This is a genomic window from Promicromonospora sp. NPDC090134, from assembly GCF_044746965.1.
Classification (GTDB): Bacteria; Actinomycetota; Actinomycetes; order Actinomycetales; family Cellulomonadaceae; genus Promicromonospora.
On sequence record NZ_JBIVCZ010000010.1, the window covers coordinates 228,028 to 249,029 of the forward strand.

Consider the following 21,002-nt stretch of genomic DNA (forward strand, 5'->3'; position numbering starts at 1 on the left):
GGATCAGCCGGACGTGCGGCGGAACATCTTCTGTTCCACGGAAAGCTGAGGAGACTGCTCGCGAGGCGCTTGGTGAGCCGCGCCACTCGCGCGTAGCGGGCGGCCGGAACGGCTCATTTCTGCCGTTCCTGGGCTGCGGCAACCACATTGCCGCGAGACCACAACGCTGGGCAACCGTAGGCAGGGGTGGGCGCTGCAACTGTGTCAGATTGCGTGGCAGAGCACCTGAGAATCAGGCAACTGTGTCACGAACCGTGTCAGCGCTGAGGCGCTTGTCGCGGCGGGATCTGTTCCGACCCTGCGGCATGGCCGTCGCGCCGGTGGTGCTTCGTGCAAGGTGGTCCAGGAGCCGGCGGTAGGCGGGCCCGGTGCGTTCCTGAAAGGCGGGGACGGCCTCGTCGACGAACGTGATCGTGCGGTCGAAACCCAGCCGTTTGGCGAGTCAGACTCCACAGCGCGATCGGCAACCAACCACCCATCACCAGACTGAACAACCTCCCTGGACATCACACCTAGATCCCGAAGACTCGCTCCGCCGTGCCCGCCATGACCGCGTTCCGCTCGCCGGCCGTCAGGTCCGCGGTCGCGTACCGGAACGCCTCGACCACGTCGGTGTAGCTGGAGTACAACCGCTCGACCGGCCAGTTCGACCCGAGGAACACACGGTCGGCCCCGAACGCCTCGATCGGGGCCAGCACCCACGGGCGCCGCGACACAGGTGTCCAGCCCGGGTCGGCCATCCCGAGCGACGACACCTTGCAGAGCGTGTTCGGCTCCGCCGCGAGCGCTCGCAGCATGCCCTCCCAGGTCGTGAACGTCTGGGCGCTGCGGTCCGGGGGCATGCCGGCCTGGTCGAGCACGAAGGCAGTCTCGGGGTGAGCGCGTACGAGGGCGAGCGCCGCGGCCGCGTTCCCGAGGCCGACGGTGTGGAAGAACAGTCCACCCACCCGGCCGAGCTCGGCGTACCCGCGGCGGAACGCGGGGTCCGCGAACCGTGCGGCTGGCCCCATCTCCCGGACGCCCCGGAAGACGCGGTGGGCGCGGTGCCGGGCGAGCTGGTCGGCGACGTCGGGCGCGGCGAGGTCGCAGGTCACGACGGCGGCGTGCGGCCAGCCGGTCTCGTCGGCCAGCCGCTGGAGCCAGGCCGTCTCCGCGACGGGGTCGCGGGCACCGGACGCGGCGTTCATGTGCACCACCTTGGTGAGCCCCGCGAACCGCCCCTCGGCCCACAGCTCTGGTACGGAGTAGCGGGCCGTGCGGACGGCGACGAGGTCCCCGAAGGGGAAGTCGTCGCCGTCCAGCCACGCGTACCCGAGGTCCCGCTCGCGCCGGTCCCACAGGTGCACGTGCGCGTCGACGAACGCGGGGGCGTCTACGGACATCAGGCGTGCGGCTTGATGTTCAGGTTGACACCGAGCGCGGCCTCGGTGTCCATGACGGTCCAGGAGCCGCCCGGGTAGTAGGCCTCGACACGCTTGGCGAAGCCCGCCGTCTCGAGGTCGCCGACGACGGCGTCGCGGGCGTCACCGACGGCGAAGCCGAGGTGGTGCACCCCCTCGCCGTGCTTCGTCAGGAACTCGCGGAACGTCGACGGGTTGGCGTCGGGCTCGTTGAGCTCGATGACCACCTGGCTGCCGGGGACCATGATCACGGCGAGCCGCAGCCGGTAGTCGGCGGGCTCCCCCCGGTAGGTCTCGTCGTGGTTGGGCCGGCCCAGCGTCACGACCTCGGGCCGCTCGATGTCGAACAGGGCGCACCACCGGTCCAGCGACGCCTCGATGTCCTCCACCACGAGTGCCACCTGGATCAGCCCGCTGACGGGCACCGGGGCGCTCATGCCCACGGCTCCTTCGCCACGACGACGTCCTGGTGGGTGCGCGCGGACTCCTCGATCGCGAGGCCGAGGGCGTGGTCCTGGCAGGCCGAGGCGAGCGAGTACGGCCCCTCGCCCTCGCCGCGGGCCCACGCGCCGACGGCGACGAGGTTGTCGGCGACCGCGAGGTCGTCCTCCGACAGGCGGGTGCCCACCCAGTCGTTGCGCCACACCACCTTGCCGTTGAACGAGGCGTGGACCACCTCGTTGCCCTCGAGGTTCATGTCCACACCCGTACGGCGGTACTCGATCCGGGAGGTGACCGGGTCGTGGCCGTCCCACGAGGTCACGGTGTCGTCGACCAGCTCGCCGAGCGTGCCGCGCACGACGATGCGCCGCGCCAGCAGCGGGTTCCACCACTGCATGTTCATGAAGTCGTACACTCCGACGCGCCCGTCGCCGAAGTCGAGCGTCGCGTAGGTCGACGTCTGCACCTCGGGCTGCGGATCCGTGTTCCAGCCGTCGAACCCGAGCGGCAGCGCCATCCGGGTCTCGAAGGTGCGCCCGGACACGACCGCACGTTCCGTGCCGACGTCCAGGAACGCGCGGATGAGCGACGTCGCGTGGTACAGGTGCGTCGAGGCGATCTCGACCGCCTGCGGCGTGCCGATCACGCCCTCACCGATCACGGCCAGGCGGGCGGCGTGGCCGGGCATCAGCACGTACTGCTCGGCCACCTGGACCAGGGACTCGTCGGTGATGGTGGTCCAGAGGTCGCGGAGGCCCGCCAGGTCCGGCGCGGGTGGGGTCTCGGCCAGCACCCGGACGCCGCGAGCGGTCAGCTCCTTCAGGATGCCGGGCATGGCGGGCCACGAGACGTCGGCGACCACGAACTCCGGCTCGTGGGCAAGGAGATCGTCGATGGTGGTCACACCGGCCACGCCGTAGCGGGCGGAGAGGGCGTCGGCCTTCGACTGGTCGCGCGCCATGACGGCGACCGCCTCGAGCCGGCCAGGATCCGCGGCGGCGACGCGCAGGTGGAACTGCGCGCGCCATCCGGTCCCGATGACGGCGAAACGTGCGGGGTTGCTCATGGGTGGTGTCCTTTCGGTCATACGTCAGTACTCGGCCATACGTCGGTGCTTGCGGTCCGGCGGCGTCAGACCTGGCTCATGCCGCCGTCCACGGTGAGCTCGATCCCGGCGACGAAGCTCGACTCGTCGCTCGCCAGGAAGCACACCGCGGCGGCGACCTCCTCGGGGAGCCCGACCCGGCCCAGCGGGATGTGGGCGACGACTGCCGCCTCGACGTCGTCCGAACCGCCGGTGAACGCGTCGAAGCCGGCGGTCCGCGTCGGGCCCGGGCTCACGGCGTTCGCCCTGATCCCCCGGTGGCCGAGCTCGGCCGTGAGGGTGCGGGCCAGGGACCGCACCGCGGCCTTGCTCGCGTTGTAGACGGCGTGGCCGGGCCCACCGTTGGTGCCCGCGATGGACGACGTGAGCACGATCGACGCGCCGTCGGCCAGGTGCGCGGCGAGCGCCTGCACCGTGAAGAGGGCACCGCGGAAGGTGAGCCCCGCGACGGCGTCGAACTTCTCCGGCGTCATCCCGGTCACCGGTGTCGGTTCGACGTCGCGGCCCGCGTTGACGTGCAGGACGTCGACCTTCCGGCCCAGCCGGGCGACGGCGTCCGCCAGCCGCGCGAGATCCTCGACGCTGGAGGCGTCGCCGACCACGCCGACCGCACGTGGCCCGAGCCGGGCGACAGCGGCGTCCACCGAGGCCGCGGTCGGGGACGTGACGACGACCGTCGCGCCCTCGGCGACGAACCGGGTGGCGACCGCCAGGCCGATGCCCGCCGTCCCCGCCGTGACGACGGCGAGCCTTCCTTCGAGCATGCCCACGGGGCTCTCCTTGGTGGTCACTTGAGCGCGCCCGCCGCGAGACCGCGCTCGAAGTACTTCTGCAGCGCGAGGTAGGCGACGAGCATGGGGACGGCGGCGATGACCGCCGCGGCGAGCACCCCGGTCTGGTCGTTCGTGTACTGGCTGACGAAGTACGACGGGAGCAGCGTCAGGACCTGCCGGCCCGGGTCGTTGAGCATGAGCATCGGCAGCAGGTACGCGTTCCACGCGGCGATGAGCGTGAGGACGACGATCGCGGCCGCGATCGGACGGGTCAGCGGCAGGACCACCCGCCAGAAGACCTGCCAGATGTTGGCGCCGTCGACGCGGGCGGCGTCCATGATCTCGGACGGGATGCCGTCGTAGAAGTTGCGGGCCAGCAGCGTCGTGAACGGGATCTGCAGCGCGGCGACGGGCAGGATGACCGCGACGAGCTGGTTGTACATGTCGAAGGTCGAGGCGGTGACGAACAGCGGGGTGAGCAGCACCGCCTCGGGCATGGTCAGGGCCAGGAGCAGCGCCCAGAACCAGAGCTCCTTGCCCGCGATGCGCAGCTTGGAGAACCCGAACGCCGCGAGCATCGTGCAGGCGTAGACGATCAGGATCGCGAACACCGAGATCAGCACCGAGTTGAGCAGGTAGGTGGGCAGCACCCCGGTCTCCCACACCTTGACGTAGTTGCCGAGGCCCCGGCCGCCGAGCGACCCCTGGACCATCGCCACCAGCGGCAGGAGGAAGGGCAGGGCCATCAGCGTCACGACGACCTGGATGACCACCTTCGAGGTGAACGAACGTGTCACGAGCATGGTCAGGCCTTCCCCTCACGACGGTTGCGCAGCGACATGAAGACGCCGCAGGCGAGCGCGAGGACGAGGAGCGCGACGGAGATCGCGGCGGCGTAGCCGAACCGCTTCTCCGACAACATCGTGTGGTAGATGTACGTGCCCAGGAACTCGGTCGCGTAGTTGGGGCCGCCCTTGGTGATGAGGTACGGCCAGTCGAACGTCTTGAGCGCCCCGATCAGGCCGAGCGTCGCGAGCGCCACCGTGGTGCCCTTGCACATCGGCCACACGACCGACCACAGGGTGCGCAGGTTCCCGGCGCCGTCCACGCGGGCCGCCTCGAGGATCTCGGTGTCGATCTGGCTCATGGCGGCGTAGAAGAGGATGAAGGTCAGGCCGGTCCACTGCCAGATCGTGGCGAGCATGACCACGCCCATCGCGGTCGTGCCGCCGGCCAGCCAGGTCTGCGCGAGGCCGTCGAGCCCGACTGCCCTCAGGAACGTGTTGAGCTGCCCGTCCGCGTCGAAGATCTGGCGGAAGACGGGCGCCATGGTGGCGGGGGCGAGCACGGTCGGCACGAAGATGACCACCTTGTACACCCCGCGCAGGTACACCTGGGAGTGCATGAGCGCGGCGAACGTGAAGCCGAGCGCCGTCTGCACGGTGAACGTGACGACGTAGAAGACGGCGGTGTGCGCCAGCGCCTTCCAGAAGACGGGGTCGGCGAACATCTCCGAGAAGTTCTGGAACCCCAGGAACGTGGGCTCGGTGAGGATAAAGCCGTTCCAGTCGAGGGTGGAGACGTAGCCGGTGTAGCCGATCGAGAAGTAGATCAGGCCGACCACGACGACGATCGCGGGCAGGATCCACGGCAGGCCGTTCGCCGTCGGCTTCAGCCCCCGGCGGCGTGGCTGCGCTGCTGGCGCGCCTCCGGTGGGTGTCGCGGCGTCAGGCAGCGTTGCGCTGAGGCTCATTGCGTGTCCTTCGGGTGTCGGGGGCGGTGCGGGCGGCGCTCAGGGCGGGCGCCTCGTGCCCTGTGGAGGGATGGGCCGGCCGCAAGGGGTCGGCCGGCCCACCCCGGTCTGTCACTCCGGGTCGACGACGCTCTGGAGGTTCCCGAGCGCGTCCGGGACCGACACGTCGCCGCCGGCGACGCCGACCAGGGCGTCGCGGAAGGCGGTGTTGAGCTCGGAGCTGATCGAGGCGAACCGCGGCTGCGTGGCCGCTGCGGCCTGCTCGGTGTAAGCGGACAGGACGTCCGCCTGCGCCTTCGGGTCCACCAGGTCGATCTGGTCCCATTCCGGGGTGATGCCGGACAGCGCGGGGATGTTGTTCAGGGTGTCGGCCACGGACTGCTGGCCGGCCTGCGACGTAGCGAGCCAGGTGACGAACGTGGTCGCGGCCGCCTGGTTGTCCGAGCGGCCGGAGACGGCCAGGCCGTAGTCCGCGTCGCCGAACATGTTGCCCACGTTGCCGGTGCCGGCGAGGTCGGGGAAGTCGACAGGGACGAGGGTGATCGGATCCGGGTCGGACACCCCGGCCGCCTCCATGGCCGTGACCATCGAGTCCTTGACGGCGTACTGGGTGTACCAGGAGCCCATCATGATCATGGCGTACTTGCCCTGCATGAACTCGTTGTTCGCGTCGGGGTACTGCTGCAGGCCGACGGCGCCCTCCTGCATGATGCCCTCGTCGAACAGCGACTTCCAGATCTCCATCGCCTGCGTGAACTTCTGGCCCGAGTCGCCCTCGGTGTACGACGCCTCGCCGACCGACGCCTTCTGGTAGAGGCCCGGCTCGATGTTCTCGACGATGGCCTCGAACGTGTCCATGTCGAACGCCCACTGGCCGGCGCCCTGGACGAAGCAGCCTTCGCCCGCCGCCTCGAGCGTCTCGCACACCTGCTTCCAGGAGGCGAGGTCGGTCGGGGGCTCGAGGCCGTACTCGTCGAAGATCCCCTGGTTGATCCAGAGGTTTCCGGAGTAGACGGCGCCGGCGGAGAGCCCGACCAGCTTGTCCTCGACGGTGAGACCGCTGACACCCAGCTCGGAGACCTTGCTCGACCAGTCCGACCCCAGCGCCTTCTCGACGGCGGGCGTCAGGTCGATCGCACCCGGCCCGAAGGTGTCGACTCCGCCGTTCGCAGAACCCGGCGCGACGTTGAACACGTCCGGCCCGTCCGACGACGTGATGGCCGGCGAGAGGACCGAGTCGTAGCTGTCGATCGGCTTCGAGACGAACTCGACCTCGATGTCGGGGTACTCCTCGTTGAAGGCCGCGATCAGCTTCTCTGCGTTGTTCGCGTCGGGGGTCCAGCCCCACCACGTGATGCTGCCCTTGGTCGCGTCACCTGTCGTCGCGCCGCCCTGGCCACCCAGGGTGCACGCCGCCAGGAGCAGGCTCGCCGCGGCCACCGCCGCGACGGCACCGACTCGACGGGCCGACAACGTCTTCTTCGACGTCTGCATCTCTGCGTCCTTTCCTCGTCCTCGCGACCGATGCGGTACCAGCGAGGTGCGAAAGTTTCTTTAATGCTTTCGCTTTCCGGTACGATAGAGTCCGCTCACGACGACGTCAACACCCGTCGTCAGCACGGTCCGGCGACAAAGGAAGGGCGCGAGATGACAGGGACGGCCACGAGGCCCGAGGCCGGCGCGGGGCGCAAGGAGCGACGCGGCGGAGTCACCATCGCCGAAGTGGCCGAGGCCGCCGGGGTCTCGACCCCCACCGTCTCCAAGGTGCTCAACGGCCGACCGGGGGTGTCCGCGGCCACCCGCCGCCAGGTCGAGCAAGTGCTCGCCGAGCGCGGCTACGAGCAGCGCCGCCCGCACCCGGGCGCCGGGAGCGGGCTCGTCGACTTCGTGATCGAGACCCTCGACACCCAGTGGGCCACGACCCTGCTGCGCGGCGCACAGACCGAGGCCGCCCGACTCGGCCTCGACCTGGTGCTCACGACCAGCAGCGGCGACTCGTTCGGCACCGCCGCGTGGGTGGACCACCTCGCCGAGCGCGGCTCGGAGGGCGTGGTGCTCGTGGCGGCGCACGTGCACGACTCGGTCGAGACCGAGCTGTCCCGCCTGCGCATGCCCGTCGTCCTGGTCGACCCGGTCGGGGCCGCCGCCCCGGCGCTGCCCACGGTGGCCGCCACCAACTGGGCCGGCGGGCGCGACGCCACCGAGCACCTCATCGCGCTGGGCCACACGCGCATCGCCGTGATCACCGGGCCCATGGACGAGGAGTCGCACCGCGACCGTCTCGACGGCTACCGCAGCGCGCTCCAGCGGCACGGGCTCCCCGTCGACGACTCGCTCGTCCGGCACGGCGACTCGCTGGTCACGGGCGGCCGCACGCACGGGCGGGACCTGCTGGACCGCCCGGACCGCCCCACCGCCGTCGTCTCCGGATCGGACGAGCAGGCCTACGGCGTCTACCTCGCGGCGGAGGAGCTCGGGCTCACCGTCCCGGAGGACCTCTCCGTCGTCGGGTTCGACGATGTCGAGCTGTGCCAGTGGATCACGCCCCACCTGACGACGGTGCGCCAGCCACTGCTCGAGATGGGCCGCGAGGCTGCCCGGATCGTCATCGAGATGTCCCGCAACGAGCTGCGGCCCGCTCCGCGCACCGAGCTCGCCACCTCGCTCGTCGAACGCCACTCCACGGCCGCCCCGCGACGCTGAAACACCCAAGGAAACTTTTCATGGACCACTCCGTCGCGATCTCCGCCGATCCCCGCTTCGCGCACCGGCACACCCGGGCCACCGTCACGGTCCTCGACGCCGCGGGGCAGCCGCTGGCCGGGCGCGAGGTCCAGATCGAGCAGACCCGGCACGCGTTCCTGTTCGGCAACATCGGCTTCGACTTCGTCGGCCTGGCCAACGGCCTCACCACGACGCCGCTCTACTCCCCGTTCGGCGGCGCCTCGGTCGAGACCGCCCGCACGCTCGCGCCGCTGTGGTTCGACCTGTTCAACCAGGTGACGCTGCCGTTCTACTGGCGCGGGTTCGAGCCGGAGCGCGGCGCGCCCGACACCGACCGGCTGCGGCGCACCGCCGCCTGGTTCGCCGAGCGCGGCGTCACCGTCAAGGGGCACCCCCTGCTCTGGCACACGATGGCACCCACGTGGCTCCTGGATCTCGGCGACGAAGACGTCGAACGTGAGATCCGGCTCCGGATCCGCCGTGAGGTCTCTGGGCTCGGCGACGTCGTGCCCACCTGGGACGCCATCAACGAGACCGTGATCATGCCGGTCTTCGACCGCGAGGACAACGCGGTCACCCGCCTGGCGCAGCGCCTCGGCCGGGTCGGCATGGTGCGGCTCGCCGTCGACGCCGCCCGCGAGGCCGACCCGTCCGTCACCCTCCTGCTCAACGACTTCAACCTGTCGGCCGACTACGAGCGGCTCGTCGAGGAGGTGCTCGACGCCGGGGTGCGGATCGACGCACTCGGGCTCCAGTCGCACATGCACCAGGGCTACCGCGGCGAGGGGTACTTCGCCGACGTGCTCGACCGGTTCGCCCGCTTCGGCCTGCCGCTCCACCTCACGGAGAACACGCTGCTGTCGGGCGACCTCATGCCCGCCGACGTCACCGACCTGAACGACCACGTGGTCGACTCCTGGCCCTCAACGCCGGAGGGCGAGGCCCGGCAGGCCGATGAGATCGTGCGCCACTACGGCCAGCTCGTGGCGCACCCCGCCGTCCAGGCCGTGAACTACTGGGGGCTCACCGACGAGGGCGCCTGGCTGGGCGCCCCGTGCGGGCTGGTGCGCGCCGACGGCACGCCCAAGCCCGCCTACGACGCCCTGCGGGGCCTCGTCAAGGGCGCCTGGTGGCTGCCCCCGACGACGACGCGGACCGACGAGCACGGACAGGTCCGGGTGGACGCCTTCGCGGGCGACTTCCGGGTCACCGTCGGCGGCGACGTCGCCGAGCTCACGCTGCCCGCCGGTGAGCAGGCCGGATCGGTCCCCCTGTTGCCCAGGCTCCAAGACGCAAGATGACGGTGCGGATGCCGGTGAACGTCGAGGCGGATCTGTTGGCCTCTGGCCCCCGAGCGAGCACAACCACTGTGGTGCTCGCAGCAGCCGTTCGTTAACACCAAGGGCCCCTGTCCCGATTCTGACCCGACTGCGCAGCGCTTCGGCGACCGAGGTCGCGGTCTCCCCGGCCGGGGACTCGAAGACCCTGAAGCCGATGACGGGCATCTCGATGCCCGTTGTTCAGGATGATGGGGTTGGTGGCCATCCATCGACCACAGGCACGGACACAGACCGGGCGAGCGCTGGGCGCCATCAACGTTCATGCTCGGTGGGCTGCCCAGCTAGCAAGCGGACCCCCTCCGCCGCACGAGAGGAACCCATGACGGAGCAGATCTTTCCCACCCTCGGGCTGAGCGCCGACGAGGTCCTGACCACGACCCGCGCGGTCCGCAAGCGCCTCGACCACACGCGCGCAGTCCCCCGGGACCTCATCCAGGAATGCGTGCACATCGCCACCCAAGCGCCTTCGGGGCGCAACCGTCAGCAGTGGGACTTCGTCTTCATCGACGATCCCGCCACCAAGCTCGACGTCGCCCGCCTCTGGCACGCCGGGCTGACCGCGGGCGCGCCGGGTGACCGTCGCGTCGGCCCGCCTCCCTCCCGGATGAGCTTCGCCTCACCGGAGTGGGCCAGGATCGTCGACAGCCTCGGACACCTAGCACGGCATCTCCACGAGATGCCCGTGCTGATGATCCCCACGCTGCGCGTCACCGATCGGACAGACCTGGAGACTGTCCGCGGCCAGGCCGGCAGCTGGGGTTCAGCCGTCCCCGCCTTCTGGAGCTTCATGCTCGCCGCCCGCGAACGCGGCCTCGGCACCGCCTGGACCACCGCTCACCTGACCTACGAGCGGGAGATGGCGGACCTGCTCGGCCTCCCCTTCGAGACCGTCGTCCAGGTCGCCCTCACCCCGGTCGCGTACACCGTCGGCACCGACTTCAAGCCCGGTCCGCGGGCGGACGCGGAGGAGTTCACGCACTGGAACCGCTGGTAGCTGGAGGCCAGCACGGCATGAGCGCCAAGGTCAGGCTTGCCGCGCCTTTGTGCCGTGCGTGGCCTCGCGCGTCTTTTCGTAGTGCCGGGCCGCGCGAACCCGGTTGCCGCAGGTCACGGAGCACCACTCCCGCCGCGGGTGTGTCTTGACGAAGTACAGGACGCACCCCGGCGCGTAGCAGGCGCGTAGCCTGACCGCGTCGTCGCCGCCGACCAGCGCGACCACTTCTTGGGCCACGCGAGCCAGGGCGGCGGTCACCGCCGAGCCGTCGATCGCGACACCCTCGCGGACCGCCTCGCCCGCCACCTCCAGCCGAGGCGGCGGCAACAGCGCGGCCGTTTCGTTGACGCGCCGTACGGCGGCGTCAACGTCCGGAACCGGAGCTCGGGCATGCTCCCGATGGTCCCCTGTCACCTGTCCGGCCAGGTAGCGCGCCGCATCACGCAGCGCCCTCGCCGAGGCGAGCTCTGCCGATGTCGCCTGGGCGCCGAACCGACTGACGCCGACGGCGTCGAGCCACGCGTCCACGTCCCCGGGTTCGCTGAGGTCGTCGTGGAGCCCGTCCCCGTCCGCCCAGATGGTCGACATCAGACGAACCGGCAGGGACTCCTCGGGGAGCATCCAGGCTCGGTGCGTGTCTCGATCGGTCACAGCGAGATCTTATCACGGGTGGAGGCGCTTGCATCCGTGAGAAGAAGGGTGTAGAACTTCTAACGGATGCTGCCGTATTCAACCGTTAGAACGGAGTCGAGGCATGAGCATGACCATCACCCCCATCCAGCCGGAGTCGGCAACCGGGGCCGCCGCGGAGCTGTTGGACCAGGTCCAGAAGGGTCTCGGCCGGGTTCCGAACATGGCGAAGGCCATGGCCAACAGTCCGGCTCTCCTGAAGAGCTACCTGGCGCTCTCGGGCGCCGTGGGTTCCGGCAGCCTCCCTGCTGCCGTACGCGAGCGCCTCGCGATCGCGACCGCACAGCTCAACGGGTGCGAGTACTGCCTCTCGGCGCACACCTACACCGCAGCCACCAGCGCCAAGGTCGATGCCGCCGAGCTTGACGCGGCGCGCCGCGGCGAGTCGGCCGATCCGCACATCGCGGCCCTCCTCAGGTTCTCCAACGCCGTCGCAGAGAACGCCGGAGACGTTTCGGCAGCCACCGTCGGAGAGGCCCGCACCGCAGGCGTGACCGACAACGAGATCGGTGAAGTCGTCGCCAACCTGGCGCTCAACACCCTGACCAACTACTTCAACATCCTCGCCGGCGTGGAGAACGACTGGCCAGTCACCGAGCTGTAGCCGCGCCACGGAAGGGCACGATCGTGATCAAGCAAAATCTGTCCGCAGACGCGGGGTTCCACCCCGGCGAGCTGGACGTCCAGCGCAAGGCCGGCGTCCAGGAGGACGCCGCCCGGATGTCTCGGATGCTGGAGCCCGTCGAGCTCTCCGGAGGGATCGCGGGGTTCCTCGCCGACCGCACGTTCCTCGTCATCACCGGCCGGGACCCGAGCGGGCGGCTCTGGACGTCCCCCATCGTCGGCCCTCCCGGCTTTCTCGACGTGCGCTCCGCGACCACCCTGGCCGTCCATGCCCGGATCCCCGCCGGCGACCCGCTGCACGGGATCCCCGTGGGACAGAAGCTGGGCATGACGGCCGTGGAGTTCGCCACCCGCCGCCGGGTCCGCATCAACGGCCTGGTCGTGGCGAGCATCGACGACCTGCTCGAGGTCGAGGTGGAGCAGGCCTACGGCAACTGCCCGCAGTACATCCAGCAGCGGTTGCTGACCCAGGACGACGGTGGCCGCACCTCCGCGCAGGACGTCCGCCGGGGCACGGAGCTGTCCGCGGACGACATCGATCTGATCCGGTCGGCCGACACCTTCTTTCTCGGCACCGTGAACCCCGAGCGAGGGGCTGACGCCTCGCACCGTGGCGGTCCACCCGGCTTCGTCCGGGTCGACACCGACGGCCTGTGGTGGCCCGACTACAAGGGCAACAACCTCTTCAACAGCTTCGGCAACCTCGCCGTCGACCCGGAGGCCGCCCTCCTGTTCTTCGACTTCCCCAGCGGCCGCACGCTGCACCTGTCGGGCACCACACAGATCGAATGGGGCGAGGTGGGCCGCGCCGGCGACGACGGCCGCACCGGCCGCATCGCCCGCTTCAGCCTCGACCGGCTGGTGGCCGGGCGCGCGCTCGGAGCGCACGAGACCAGGCACCTTGCCTACCCGCGAAACCCCGCACTGACCGACTGAAAAAGGACACCTGATGACCGGCCCGCGCCCACCGCTCCCCCCGTTCAGCCTGGAGACCGCGCTGCAGAAGGTCCAGGCCGCAGAGGACGGGTGGAACAGCCGCGACCCCCAGCGGGTGGCCCTCGCCTATACGCCCGACTCCGTCTGGCGCAACCGCGACGTGCACCTCGTCGGCCGCCCGGCGATCGTCGACTTCCTCGCCGCCAAGTGGCAGCGCGAGCTGGACTACGCCCTCCGCAAGAGCCTGTGGAGCTTCCACGACAACCGCATCGCCGTCCGCTTCCAGTACGAATGGCACGACGCCGAGGGCAGGTGGTGGCGCAGCTTCGGCAACGAGCTCTGGGAGTTCGACCCGGACGGACTGATGAGCCGCCGGGAGGCCTCCATCAACGACCATCGGATCGCCGAGTCCGAGCGCCGGATCTTCGGCGCGCGCTCCCGAGCCGAGCACGGAGCCGACCTCCCGATCTGGTGACTTGGGTCCATCCGCCCACCCAACCGCTCGCAGGCGCATAGTGGATGTACCGCTGTGAACTCACACCCCTCACTGCTATCAAGGAGAATCATTGTGAATATGCCACCGAAAGTTCCCGTCGTCGACTACAGGGTCGAGAACTTTGACGGCTTGGAGATCTTCTACCGCGAGGCGGGCCCACGAGATGCGCCTGTCGTGCTGCTGCTGCACGGCTTCCCCACCTCGTCGCACATGTTCCGCAACCTGATCCCCTACCTCGCCGATCGCTTCCGCGTGATCGCGCCGGACCTGCCGGGCTACGGTCAGAGCTCTGCCCCGGATCACATTGAGTTCGCGTACACCTTCGACAACGCGGCCGACCATGTGCAGAAACTCCTCGACCGTCTGGGCATCACTCGCTACGCGGTGAACGTCTTCGACTACGGCGCACCGACCGCCTGGCGCCTCGCCCTCGCCCACCCCGACGCTGTCACCGCACTGATCGTGCAGAACGGCAACGCCTACGACGAAGGACTGGACAACGACTTCTGGGCGCCCATCAAGCGCTACTGGGCCGACCAGACCGACGAGAACCGCGACGCCCTGCGCAACCTGCTCACCATCGAGACGACGAAGTTCCAGTACACCGACGGCATGGCTAACCCCTCGCGCATCTCGCCGGACAACTGGGTCATCGACCAGGCGCTGATGGACCGGCCGGGCAACGACCAGATCCAGCTCGACTACTTGTTCGACTACGGCACCAACCCGGCCCTCTACCCTGCGGTGCAGGAATGGCTGCGCGCGAAGCAGCCGCCGACACTGATCGTCTGGGGCTCCAACGACGTCATCTTCCCCGAGGCCGGCGCCCACCCCTACAAGCGCGACCTGACGGACCTTGAGTTCCACGTGTTCGACAGCGGGCACTTCCTGCTCGAGGACCGTCCCGACGAGGTCTTCCCGCTCATCCACGACTTCCTTGAGCGCAAGGTCAGCTGAGGTCAGCTTCCATCTCGACGAGGTCGTCGACTCTGGGCGGCGGGTGCGCAACGCCAAGGACGGCGCACTCGCCGCAGACCTCGGCACAGCCCCGTGGGATCAACACGGGATCACCGCGCAAGCTGTCGAGTACGTCAGCGGGAGACCGGCCGCGGCCGTGACCCAGATCCCAGCTCTGTAACCAGCCAACAGCGGTAGGATGGTTACCGAGAGGGAGTGTTTCGTGATGGAACAGAACACGAATTCGGAAGCCGGGCTGCTGGCGGTCATGAACAGCACGCCCGTCGTCGACGGCTCACAGCTCGATCATCTTGACGATTCCGTGCGCGCTGCGGAGATAGTGAAACCGTTCACCGGCGACGCCCCGTCGCCTTCGCAGATCGCGAAGCTCCGCAGCGCCAGGGACACCCTTCAGGCCGTCACCCGGTCCCGGGCCCCGATCTCTGACCTGAACCGCTTCCTCGATGGGGTCGAGAGTCGCCCTTCCGTCGTGGACGGCGCGGTCCGCTGGGAGATCGACGCTCCGGAGTCCGATCTACCGGCAGCTCGGCTCGTCCTCGCGTGGAACGAGATCGCCGAGAAGATGCCGGGGCGCCTCCGGCCGTGCGCGAATCCCGAGTGCGCGAAGTTCCTGATCGACCACAGCAAGCCGAACACAGCACGGTGGTGCTCGATGGCCACGTGCGGCAATCGCCTCAAGGCCCGCCGCTACCAGGCGCGCCGCTCGGCGAACGCCTGAGCACTCCCCCCAGGGATCCCTGACAGCCCCCCGGCCGGCCCGGGGATCACGCGACGCGCCCGACGCACACCCTGCAAAACACACGCCACCCAGCCGCGTTTCGCGCTGGGCATAAAAGCGACCACGCCTGTGTTAACCACCAAACACCGCTTTAGGAGTTAGACATGACACAGGCCACCGCCGGTCGATCCGCAGTCACCGCAACGTCGCGCATACCTCTGAACACCCTCGCGGTAGCCCTTGGGGTGGCGGGCGTCGCGGAAACCTGGTCCGCAGCCTCGGCTGTTGTCGAGCTTCCCCCCGCAGTGCCCCAGGTTTTCTGGGGCACTGCCGCGGTGGCCATGGTCTGGCTGATCACAGCCCATGTGGTGCGTGGCATCCGGGTCAAGAGTCCGCTGAAGGACCAGCTGCGCCACCCAGCGCAGGGCCCGCTCGCGGCGATCGTGCCGGTCATCGGCATGCTGCTCGGTAGCGACCTGGTTACCTGGTCTCCTGTCGCTGGAACGGTCCTGGTCCTTGTCTCTCTGACCGCTGCGAGCGTCTTCGCAGGCTGGCTGGTCAGCACCTGGACCGCGGGGCACATCGAGCTCGGCGCCCTGCACGGCGGCTACCTCCTGCCCACCGTCGCCGGTGGCTTCGTCGCGGCCAGCGCGGCAGACGCCATCGGGCTGCGCGCTCTCGGCTGGGCGGCATTCGGGGTCGCGAGCCTGTTCTGGGTCGTGATGACGACCCTGCTGATCGCACGCCTGATCAGCCGCCCGCCTCTGCCGGACGCGCTCGTCCCCACGCTCGCCGTCGTGGTGGCCCCGCCGGCCGTTGGCGGCCTCGCGCTGTTCGCGCTGACCGACCACGTCTCGACGCCTCTGTCGCTCGCGTTCGCGGGCCTCACAGCGATCCTCGCCATGGCGCAGATCGCCCTGATCCCCCGCTACCGCCGCCTGAGCTTCACGCTCGGGTTCTGGTCGTTCACCTTCCCCGTCGCAGCCGTCGTGTCCTACACCATCACCTGGCTGGGAGTAGGTGCCGTCCCTGGCGCGGAGTACATCGCCCTGGTGCTTGCGGTCGCCACGACAGTGTTCGTCGCGTGGATCGGTGTGCGCTCGCTCGCCGGCATCCTGGGCGCTCGGGCCCGCCGTCATGAAGAGGCCGTCCTCACCGACGCCGATGACGCCAACGCAGCGATGACCCACACTGGTGCGCTGGCAGCACGACAGTGAACGCCCCCACCGGCTCGACAGTCAGCCGATCACGAGACATCGTCGTTCTCGTCGTGCTGTGTGCCGCGATGTTCCTCGATGCGATGAACGTGTCCTCGCTCACGATCGCGCTGCCCGCGATCCAGTCCGATCTCGGGCTGGACACGAACATCGCGCAGTGGGTCCTTTCCGGCTACACCGTCGCCTTCGGGGGACTGCTCCTGCTCGGAGGCCGGGTGACAGACGTCCTCGGGCGTCGACGCACCCTGGTGGCAGGACTTGCCCTGCTGGCTGTCGGCAGCATCGGCGCGGGGATGTCGTCGGGTGCGGTGACGCTGATCGTGTTCCGCGTCGTCGCTGGCGCGGGTGCGGCTCTCGTCGCTCCCGCCTCCCTCTCGAGTCTGGTCACGTACTTCTCCTCACCACGAGCGCGGGCACGGGCGATCGCCGCGTACTCGGTCACCGGCGCCATGGGGTTCGGTATCGGGCTCGCGCTGTCGGGCGTCCTGACGAACATCGACTGGCGGCTCACACTGCTCGTGCCCGGTGCCCTGGCCCTGCTCGCCGGCGGCCTCACTGCCTTCGTGGTCCCCGCCGACGCCCCGTATCGCGACAGGATTCGCCGACGCTTCGACATCTGGGGTGCCACGACGGCCACCGCGGGGCTACTCCTTCTCGTGTTCGCCGTAACCTCCTTTGCCACCGCCGGCACTGGAATCCTTGCCCTCGCGACCGGAGTCGTGGGAGCTGCCCTGCTCGTCCTCTTCGTCTCGATCGAGCGGCGAGGCGCGGACCCTCTCCTGCCTCTACCGCTGCTCCGCGTCGGCATCGTCGGCACCGCGAATGTGCTCGCAGCCTTCTGGGCGGCAGCGAGCATCGGGTGGCAGTTCGTGGCGAGTCTCTACCTCGGGAGCGAGCTCGGGTTCTCCCCGCTGCACGCAGGACTGGCTCTTCTTCCCCTTGCCGTCGCGATCGTGGTGACGCAGACCGTCGCGGTCCGGCTGATCGCCGCCCGCGGGCCGGCGCTCACCGGCGTGCTGGGCATGACACTGCAAGCGCTGGGTATCGCCTGGTTCCTGGTCGCCATCGCCACCGGGTCCTACCTGGTCGGCATCCTCCCCGGCCTGCTGCTGCACGGGATCGGCAACGGCCTCGCCTTCCCGACCTTCTTCACCGGTGCGACCCAGGACGTGCCCGATGACCGACAGGGGATCGCCTCTGCGCTGGTGAACACCAGCGTCCAGGTGGGATCCGGGCTCGGCGTCGCGATCCTGGCCGCGATCCTCACCAGTACGGCGTCGATCGGTGTTCGAGGCTTCGTCACCGCGATCGTCGTGGCGACCCTGTTCTCCCTCGCCGGGGCGACGACTGTACTCGTCGGTCTGCGGCGCCGTCACAACCTCACCCGGCCAGCTGCCGGCGTCGCATCTGAAAGGAACTGAACATGAACAGGACTCTGGAGAACAAGGTGGCGGTCGTCACCGGCGGCACGACCGGGATCGGCCTCGCGACCGCGGCGCGACTGATCGAGGAGGGGGCCAGCGTGTACGTCGTCGGACGCCGTCAGCGGGAGCTCGACGAAGCGGTCCTCGCCCTCGGGCCGAACGCGCACGGAGTGCGCGCCGACGTGTCGAACGTCGCCGACCTTGACGCACTCTACGAGCGTGTGCGCGGCGACCATGGACGCCTCGACGTGGTCGTGGCCAACGCTGCGATCCTCGAACCGGGGCCGCTCGCGGAGATGGCGGAGGACTCCGTCGACCGCATGCTCGCCGTGAACGTCAAGGGCCTCATCTTCACCGTTCAGAAGGCGCTCCCGCTCCTCGTCGACGGTGCCAGCATCGTCATCACCGCGTCGGTGGACGGCATCAAGGGCGGCCCTGGCCGGAGCGCCTATGCATCGACGAAGGCCGCTGCACGCAATCTCGCCCGCAGCTGGATGCTGGAGCTCGCCGAGCGCCGCATTCGGGTCAACGCCGTCAGCCCTGGTGTCACCGAGACCCCGGGGCTCGCAGTGCTCGGCGGCGAGACCGCTGCCGACGAGTTCTTCGCACTCCTGGCAGAGCAGTCCCCAGTCGGTCGCAACGTCCGCCCTGAAGAAGTGGCCGACACCATTGCCTACCTGGCCTCCGACCGCGCGTCCGGCATCAATGGTGCAGACATCCACGTCGACGCCGGCCTCGCCCAGATCTGACTTCGACGCGACACGGCCCCGACCAGGTCGGCACGCTAGTCACACTCGAACGCAAGAACGCTGGACTCATCAACACTCACGACACGGAGTGATGACATGACCCCCGGGACACCCCCCGAGGAATCAAGCCTGCTCAACGAGACGATCCGCGCTCACGATCCTGACGGCAGGTGGCCGACGTTCACGACGTTCTCCGCCCGGGTCACCGTCGGCGGAGACCTGTGGGCGCTGAAAGACGTCGGCGGACTCTTCGACGACGTCGTGATCGACGGCGACATCCGCGAGCAGCGCGACACGATCACCCCTTTCCCTACAGCCGGTTCGCGGGGACGCTTCACCCCGGAGCGCACGGCCATCGAAACCCTCGACGGCAAGGCCGTGGACGAACGCCTCAACCCGCTGGCGGCCTTCGCGGGTCAGGAGCGGCTCACCCCGTGGGACGCGCAGCAAGCGCTCTACTTCGCCAGCTATGCGAACTGGAACTACTTCGTCGCACCGTTCATCTACCGCAACGAAGGCTTCTCCGTCCGCGAGACCGGGGACTGGGACGAAGACGGTCGTACTCTGCGCCGGCTGGAGATCTCCTACCCGGAGGGCTTCGCGACCCACAGCCGGGTCCAGACGATCTACCTCGACGACAGCGGCCTGATCGCCCGCCTCGACTACTCCGTCGACATCCTCGGCGACGCGGCCGCCGCCCACTACCCGACCAGCTACCAGAACTTCGACGGCATCATGGTGCCCACGAAGCGACTGGTGTACGTGCGCAACACGGACGGAACACCGGACCGCAGCTCGGTGTCGATCGACATCGAGGTGGCTGGGATCACCTTCGCCTAGCGGCGACTTGAGGAGCGAGCGCGGTCAGATCGAGACGATCAGCGGGGCGGGGACCCTGCGCCCCGCCGCTGGAACGGCCCCTCAGGCGTGCTCGGGTGACGAGCCTGCATTCGCCGCCGTCCTGCGCGCACGATGAGCCGCTGCGTTGATCTTGTTGCCGCAGGTCTCGTAGGAGTGCCACCGCTGGCTGCGGTTCTTGGTGTCGTCGAGAAACAGGCTCTTGCACTCCTCGTTCGCGCACTCCTTGATCCGCGACCAGTCCCCGCTCTCCAGCAGCTGGGTGAGCGCCGTCAACATGCGGGCTCGGAGCTCGCCGCCTGACGCATGCTCGAGTATCGGCGCGCCGTCGGCGGCGTACTGGAAACGGAACAGAACGTCTGAGGAGAACCGGGACACTGCGCGCCAACCGTCGGCGACGGACGCCTCGTCATCGGCTGTGATCGCAGGTTCGAGTGCCGCGCGGAGCGAACGCAGCTCAGCGACGGCGTCGGGCGCCTCGGTCGCGTCCACATCGAACGACGCCAGCAGCGTCGAAACATACGCCGCATCGTCGAGCCGATCACCGTAGACGGCATGAGGACGCGAGTTCATCAGCGCGATGATCGGCGCGGCCGAGGCGGCGCGGGCGGTCCGCTGTGCATGGTTCACGACGCAAGTGTACGCGAATGGGCTACCGCCGATAGCCCCTTACAGCCGTGGTAGCGTTCTCGCGGCCGGTCTAATCGGCTAAATGCTTTCGCCCATTACGAACGTCACGGAGCATCATCATGAGTCAGCTCGTCCTCACGGGCGTCGGAGCCCTCGCCGCCTACACATCGCTCGAACGCGGATCGGACGCCGCGCCCGGAGCGGGAGAGGTCGCGGTCACCGTCGAAGCGGCGCCGGTCAACCCAGCGGACTCCCTCTTCGCTGCCGGCTGGTACGGGGTGCAGCCGACCCCACCGATGACACTCGGCTCCGAGGGCGTCGGTCGCGTGACCGAGATCGGAGACGGTGTCGATTCTGGGCTCCTCGGCGCCCGGGTGATCTTCCTCGCCGACTACAAGCAGGGCACCTGGAGCCACCGGGTCATCGCTGCAGCGTCCAGCGTCGTCGCCGTCCCGGAGGAGGCGGATGCGCTGCAGCTGGCCATGCTGTCCATCAATCCGGCGACCGCGCATCTCCTCCTCACTCGATACGGAGCGGATCTGAAGCCCGGAGCATGGGTCGGTCAGACCATCGGCAATTCGTCGGTCGGTCGCTACGTCATCGCGCTCGCGAAGCGGGCCGGCTACAGGACGCTCAGCATCGTCCGGCGCGAAGAAGCCGCGGTCCAGGTGCGCGACCTCGGAGGCGACGCTGTCGTGCTCGAGGGTGAGGGACTCGCGGCACGTGTTGCAGAGGCGCTCGACGGTGACCAGCTCGACATCGTCCTTGACGGGCAAGGTGGCAGCGTGGTCGCGGAACTCGCCACGGCACTCCGACCCGGCGGCACCGTCGTCGCCTACTCCTCCGTCACTGGGGAGCCACAGATCATCGGCCTCGGTGATCTGATCTACAAGGAGATCACCCTCACCGGCTTCTGGCTCGTCAACTGGGTCCGGTCCGCCCCGCGGGCGGAGATCGAGGCGCTCTACACCGAACTGGCGGGGCTCGTTGCCGACGGAACCCTCTCCGTGCCGATCGGTGCCACCTTCCCCCTCAAACAGTTCCAGGCAGCCTTCGAAGCGGCATTCGGGCCTGAGCGAACCGGCAAGGTTCTCTTCACTCCGGGAGAGAGCAGCTGAGCGCCTCCACGAATGGCGCTCGTTCGACCGATCT

General features: G+C 69.2%; 22 protein-coding genes. 13 read left to right on the forward strand and 9 right to left on the reverse strand.

Annotation, left to right across the window (positions count from 1 at the left end):
* Positions 1 to 512 precede the first annotated feature (512 nt).
* From ACIPN7_RS24515 to ACIPN7_RS24545, 7 genes are all read right to left on the reverse strand, one after another.
* A complete protein-coding gene (locus ACIPN7_RS24515; RefSeq protein ID WP_400548660.1) occupies positions 513 to 1,382 on the reverse strand; it encodes an amidohydrolase family protein in 870 nt (289 codons plus the stop codon).
* On the reverse strand, positions 1,382 to 1,837 hold the full coding sequence (locus ACIPN7_RS24520; RefSeq protein WP_400548663.1) for a VOC family protein: 456 nt from the start codon (positions 1,835 to 1,837) through the stop codon (positions 1,382 to 1,384). The genes ACIPN7_RS24515 and ACIPN7_RS24520 overlap by 1 nt, the downstream gene beginning before the upstream one ends.
* Positions 1,834 to 2,907: a Gfo/Idh/MocA family protein gene (locus ACIPN7_RS24525; RefSeq protein ID WP_400548666.1), complete on the reverse strand. Its 1,074-nt coding sequence runs from the start codon at positions 2,905 to 2,907 to the stop codon at positions 1,834 to 1,836. Before ACIPN7_RS24525 ends, ACIPN7_RS24520 begins: the two co-directional genes overlap by 4 nt.
* Before the next feature lie 65 nt (positions 2,908 to 2,972).
* Complete coding sequence (locus ACIPN7_RS24530) at positions 2,973 to 3,737, reverse strand: SDR family oxidoreductase (protein ID WP_400548669.1); 765 nt, start codon at positions 3,735 to 3,737, stop codon at positions 2,973 to 2,975.
* Positions 3,734 to 4,522 (reverse strand): carbohydrate ABC transporter permease, encoded by a 789-nt coding sequence (locus tag ACIPN7_RS24535; protein ID WP_400548672.1) that lies wholly within the window; start codon positions 4,520 to 4,522, stop codon positions 3,734 to 3,736. The genes ACIPN7_RS24530 and ACIPN7_RS24535 overlap by 4 nt, the downstream gene beginning before the upstream one ends.
* Positions 4,523 to 4,524: 2 nt before the next feature.
* Entirely contained in the window at positions 4,525 to 5,472 is a 948-nt protein-coding gene (locus tag ACIPN7_RS24540; protein WP_400548675.1) for a carbohydrate ABC transporter permease, read from the reverse strand.
* A 111-nt stretch (positions 5,473 to 5,583) separates the two neighbouring features.
* Positions 5,584 to 6,966 carry an ABC transporter substrate-binding protein gene (locus tag ACIPN7_RS24545; protein WP_400548677.1) on the reverse strand — a complete coding sequence of 461 codons (1,383 nt, stop codon included), beginning with the start codon at positions 6,964 to 6,966 and terminating at the stop codon, positions 5,584 to 5,586.
* A gap of 153 nt (positions 6,967 to 7,119) precedes the next feature.
* Here ACIPN7_RS24545 and ACIPN7_RS24550 point away from each other — a divergent pair, with 153 nt between their 5' ends.
* From ACIPN7_RS24550 to ACIPN7_RS24560, 3 genes are all read left to right on the forward strand, one after another.
* Positions 7,120 to 8,175, forward strand: coding sequence for a LacI family DNA-binding transcriptional regulator (locus tag ACIPN7_RS24550; protein WP_400548680.1), 1,056 nt, complete (start codon positions 7,120 to 7,122; stop codon positions 8,173 to 8,175).
* A 20-nt stretch (positions 8,176 to 8,195) separates the two neighbouring features.
* Complete coding sequence (locus tag ACIPN7_RS24555) at positions 8,196 to 9,497, forward strand: endo-1,4-beta-xylanase (RefSeq protein WP_400548683.1); 1,302 nt, start codon at positions 8,196 to 8,198, stop codon at positions 9,495 to 9,497.
* Between the two features lie 358 nt (positions 9,498 to 9,855).
* Positions 9,856 to 10,530 carry a nitroreductase family protein gene (locus tag ACIPN7_RS24560; RefSeq protein ID WP_400548686.1) on the forward strand — a complete coding sequence of 225 codons (675 nt, stop codon included), beginning with the start codon at positions 9,856 to 9,858 and terminating at the stop codon, positions 10,528 to 10,530.
* A gap of 30 nt (positions 10,531 to 10,560) precedes the next feature.
* On the opposite strand, the gene ACIPN7_RS24565 is transcribed toward ACIPN7_RS24560, so the two are convergent.
* Complete coding sequence (locus ACIPN7_RS24565) at positions 10,561 to 11,151, reverse strand: CGNR zinc finger domain-containing protein (protein ID WP_400548689.1); 591 nt, start codon at positions 11,149 to 11,151, stop codon at positions 10,561 to 10,563.
* 133 nt (positions 11,152 to 11,284) lie between these two features.
* Between ACIPN7_RS24565 and ACIPN7_RS24570 the strand changes: the two genes are divergently transcribed.
* The 9 genes from ACIPN7_RS24570 (at position 11,285) to ACIPN7_RS24610 (ending at position 19,202) form a co-directional block, all read left to right on the forward strand.
* Complete coding sequence (locus tag ACIPN7_RS24570; RefSeq protein WP_400548692.1) at positions 11,285 to 11,824, forward strand: carboxymuconolactone decarboxylase family protein; 540 nt, start codon at positions 11,285 to 11,287, stop codon at positions 11,822 to 11,824.
* Between the two features lie 23 nt (positions 11,825 to 11,847).
* Positions 11,848 to 12,780 carry a pyridoxamine 5'-phosphate oxidase family protein gene (locus tag ACIPN7_RS24575; RefSeq protein WP_400548695.1) on the forward strand — a complete coding sequence of 311 codons (933 nt, stop codon included), beginning with the start codon at positions 11,848 to 11,850 and terminating at the stop codon, positions 12,778 to 12,780.
* 13 nt (positions 12,781 to 12,793) lie between these two features.
* Positions 12,794 to 13,255, forward strand: a complete 462-nt coding sequence (locus ACIPN7_RS24580; protein ID WP_400548698.1) for a nuclear transport factor 2 family protein — start codon at positions 12,794 to 12,796, stop codon at positions 13,253 to 13,255.
* 99 nt (positions 13,256 to 13,354) lie between these two features.
* Positions 13,355 to 14,233 carry an alpha/beta fold hydrolase gene (locus tag ACIPN7_RS24585; RefSeq protein WP_400548761.1) on the forward strand — a complete coding sequence of 293 codons (879 nt, stop codon included), beginning with the start codon at positions 13,355 to 13,357 and terminating at the stop codon, positions 14,231 to 14,233.
* Positions 14,234 to 14,459: 226 nt separating this feature from the next.
* Entirely contained in the window at positions 14,460 to 14,972 is a 513-nt protein-coding gene (locus ACIPN7_RS24590; protein WP_400548701.1) for a CGNR zinc finger domain-containing protein, read from the forward strand.
* Positions 14,973 to 15,136: 164 nt separating this feature from the next.
* Positions 15,137 to 16,189, forward strand: a complete 1,053-nt coding sequence (locus ACIPN7_RS24595; RefSeq protein ID WP_400548704.1) for a transporter — start codon at positions 15,137 to 15,139, stop codon at positions 16,187 to 16,189.
* A gap of 68 nt (positions 16,190 to 16,257) precedes the next feature.
* A complete protein-coding gene (locus ACIPN7_RS24600; protein ID WP_400548707.1) occupies positions 16,258 to 17,610 on the forward strand; it encodes an MFS transporter in 1,353 nt (450 codons plus the stop codon).
* 2 nt (positions 17,611 to 17,612) lie between these two features.
* Positions 17,613 to 18,362, forward strand: a complete 750-nt coding sequence (locus ACIPN7_RS24605) for an SDR family NAD(P)-dependent oxidoreductase (RefSeq protein WP_400548710.1) — start codon at positions 17,613 to 17,615, stop codon at positions 18,360 to 18,362.
* Positions 18,363 to 18,458: 96 nt separating this feature from the next.
* Positions 18,459 to 19,202 carry a hypothetical protein gene (locus ACIPN7_RS24610; RefSeq protein ID WP_400548712.1) on the forward strand — a complete coding sequence of 248 codons (744 nt, stop codon included), beginning with the start codon at positions 18,459 to 18,461 and terminating at the stop codon, positions 19,200 to 19,202.
* Positions 19,203 to 19,283: 81 nt separating this feature from the next.
* Here ACIPN7_RS24610 and ACIPN7_RS24615 read toward each other — a convergent pair whose 3' ends face one another.
* A complete protein-coding gene (locus tag ACIPN7_RS24615; RefSeq protein ID WP_400548715.1) occupies positions 19,284 to 19,850 on the reverse strand; it encodes a CGNR zinc finger domain-containing protein in 567 nt (188 codons plus the stop codon).
* A 119-nt stretch (positions 19,851 to 19,969) separates the two neighbouring features.
* Here ACIPN7_RS24615 and ACIPN7_RS24620 point away from each other — a divergent pair, with 119 nt between their 5' ends.
* On the forward strand, positions 19,970 to 20,968 hold the full coding sequence (locus ACIPN7_RS24620) for a zinc-dependent alcohol dehydrogenase family protein (RefSeq protein WP_400548718.1): 999 nt from the start codon (positions 19,970 to 19,972) through the stop codon (positions 20,966 to 20,968).
* Positions 20,969 to 21,002 lie beyond the last annotated feature (34 nt).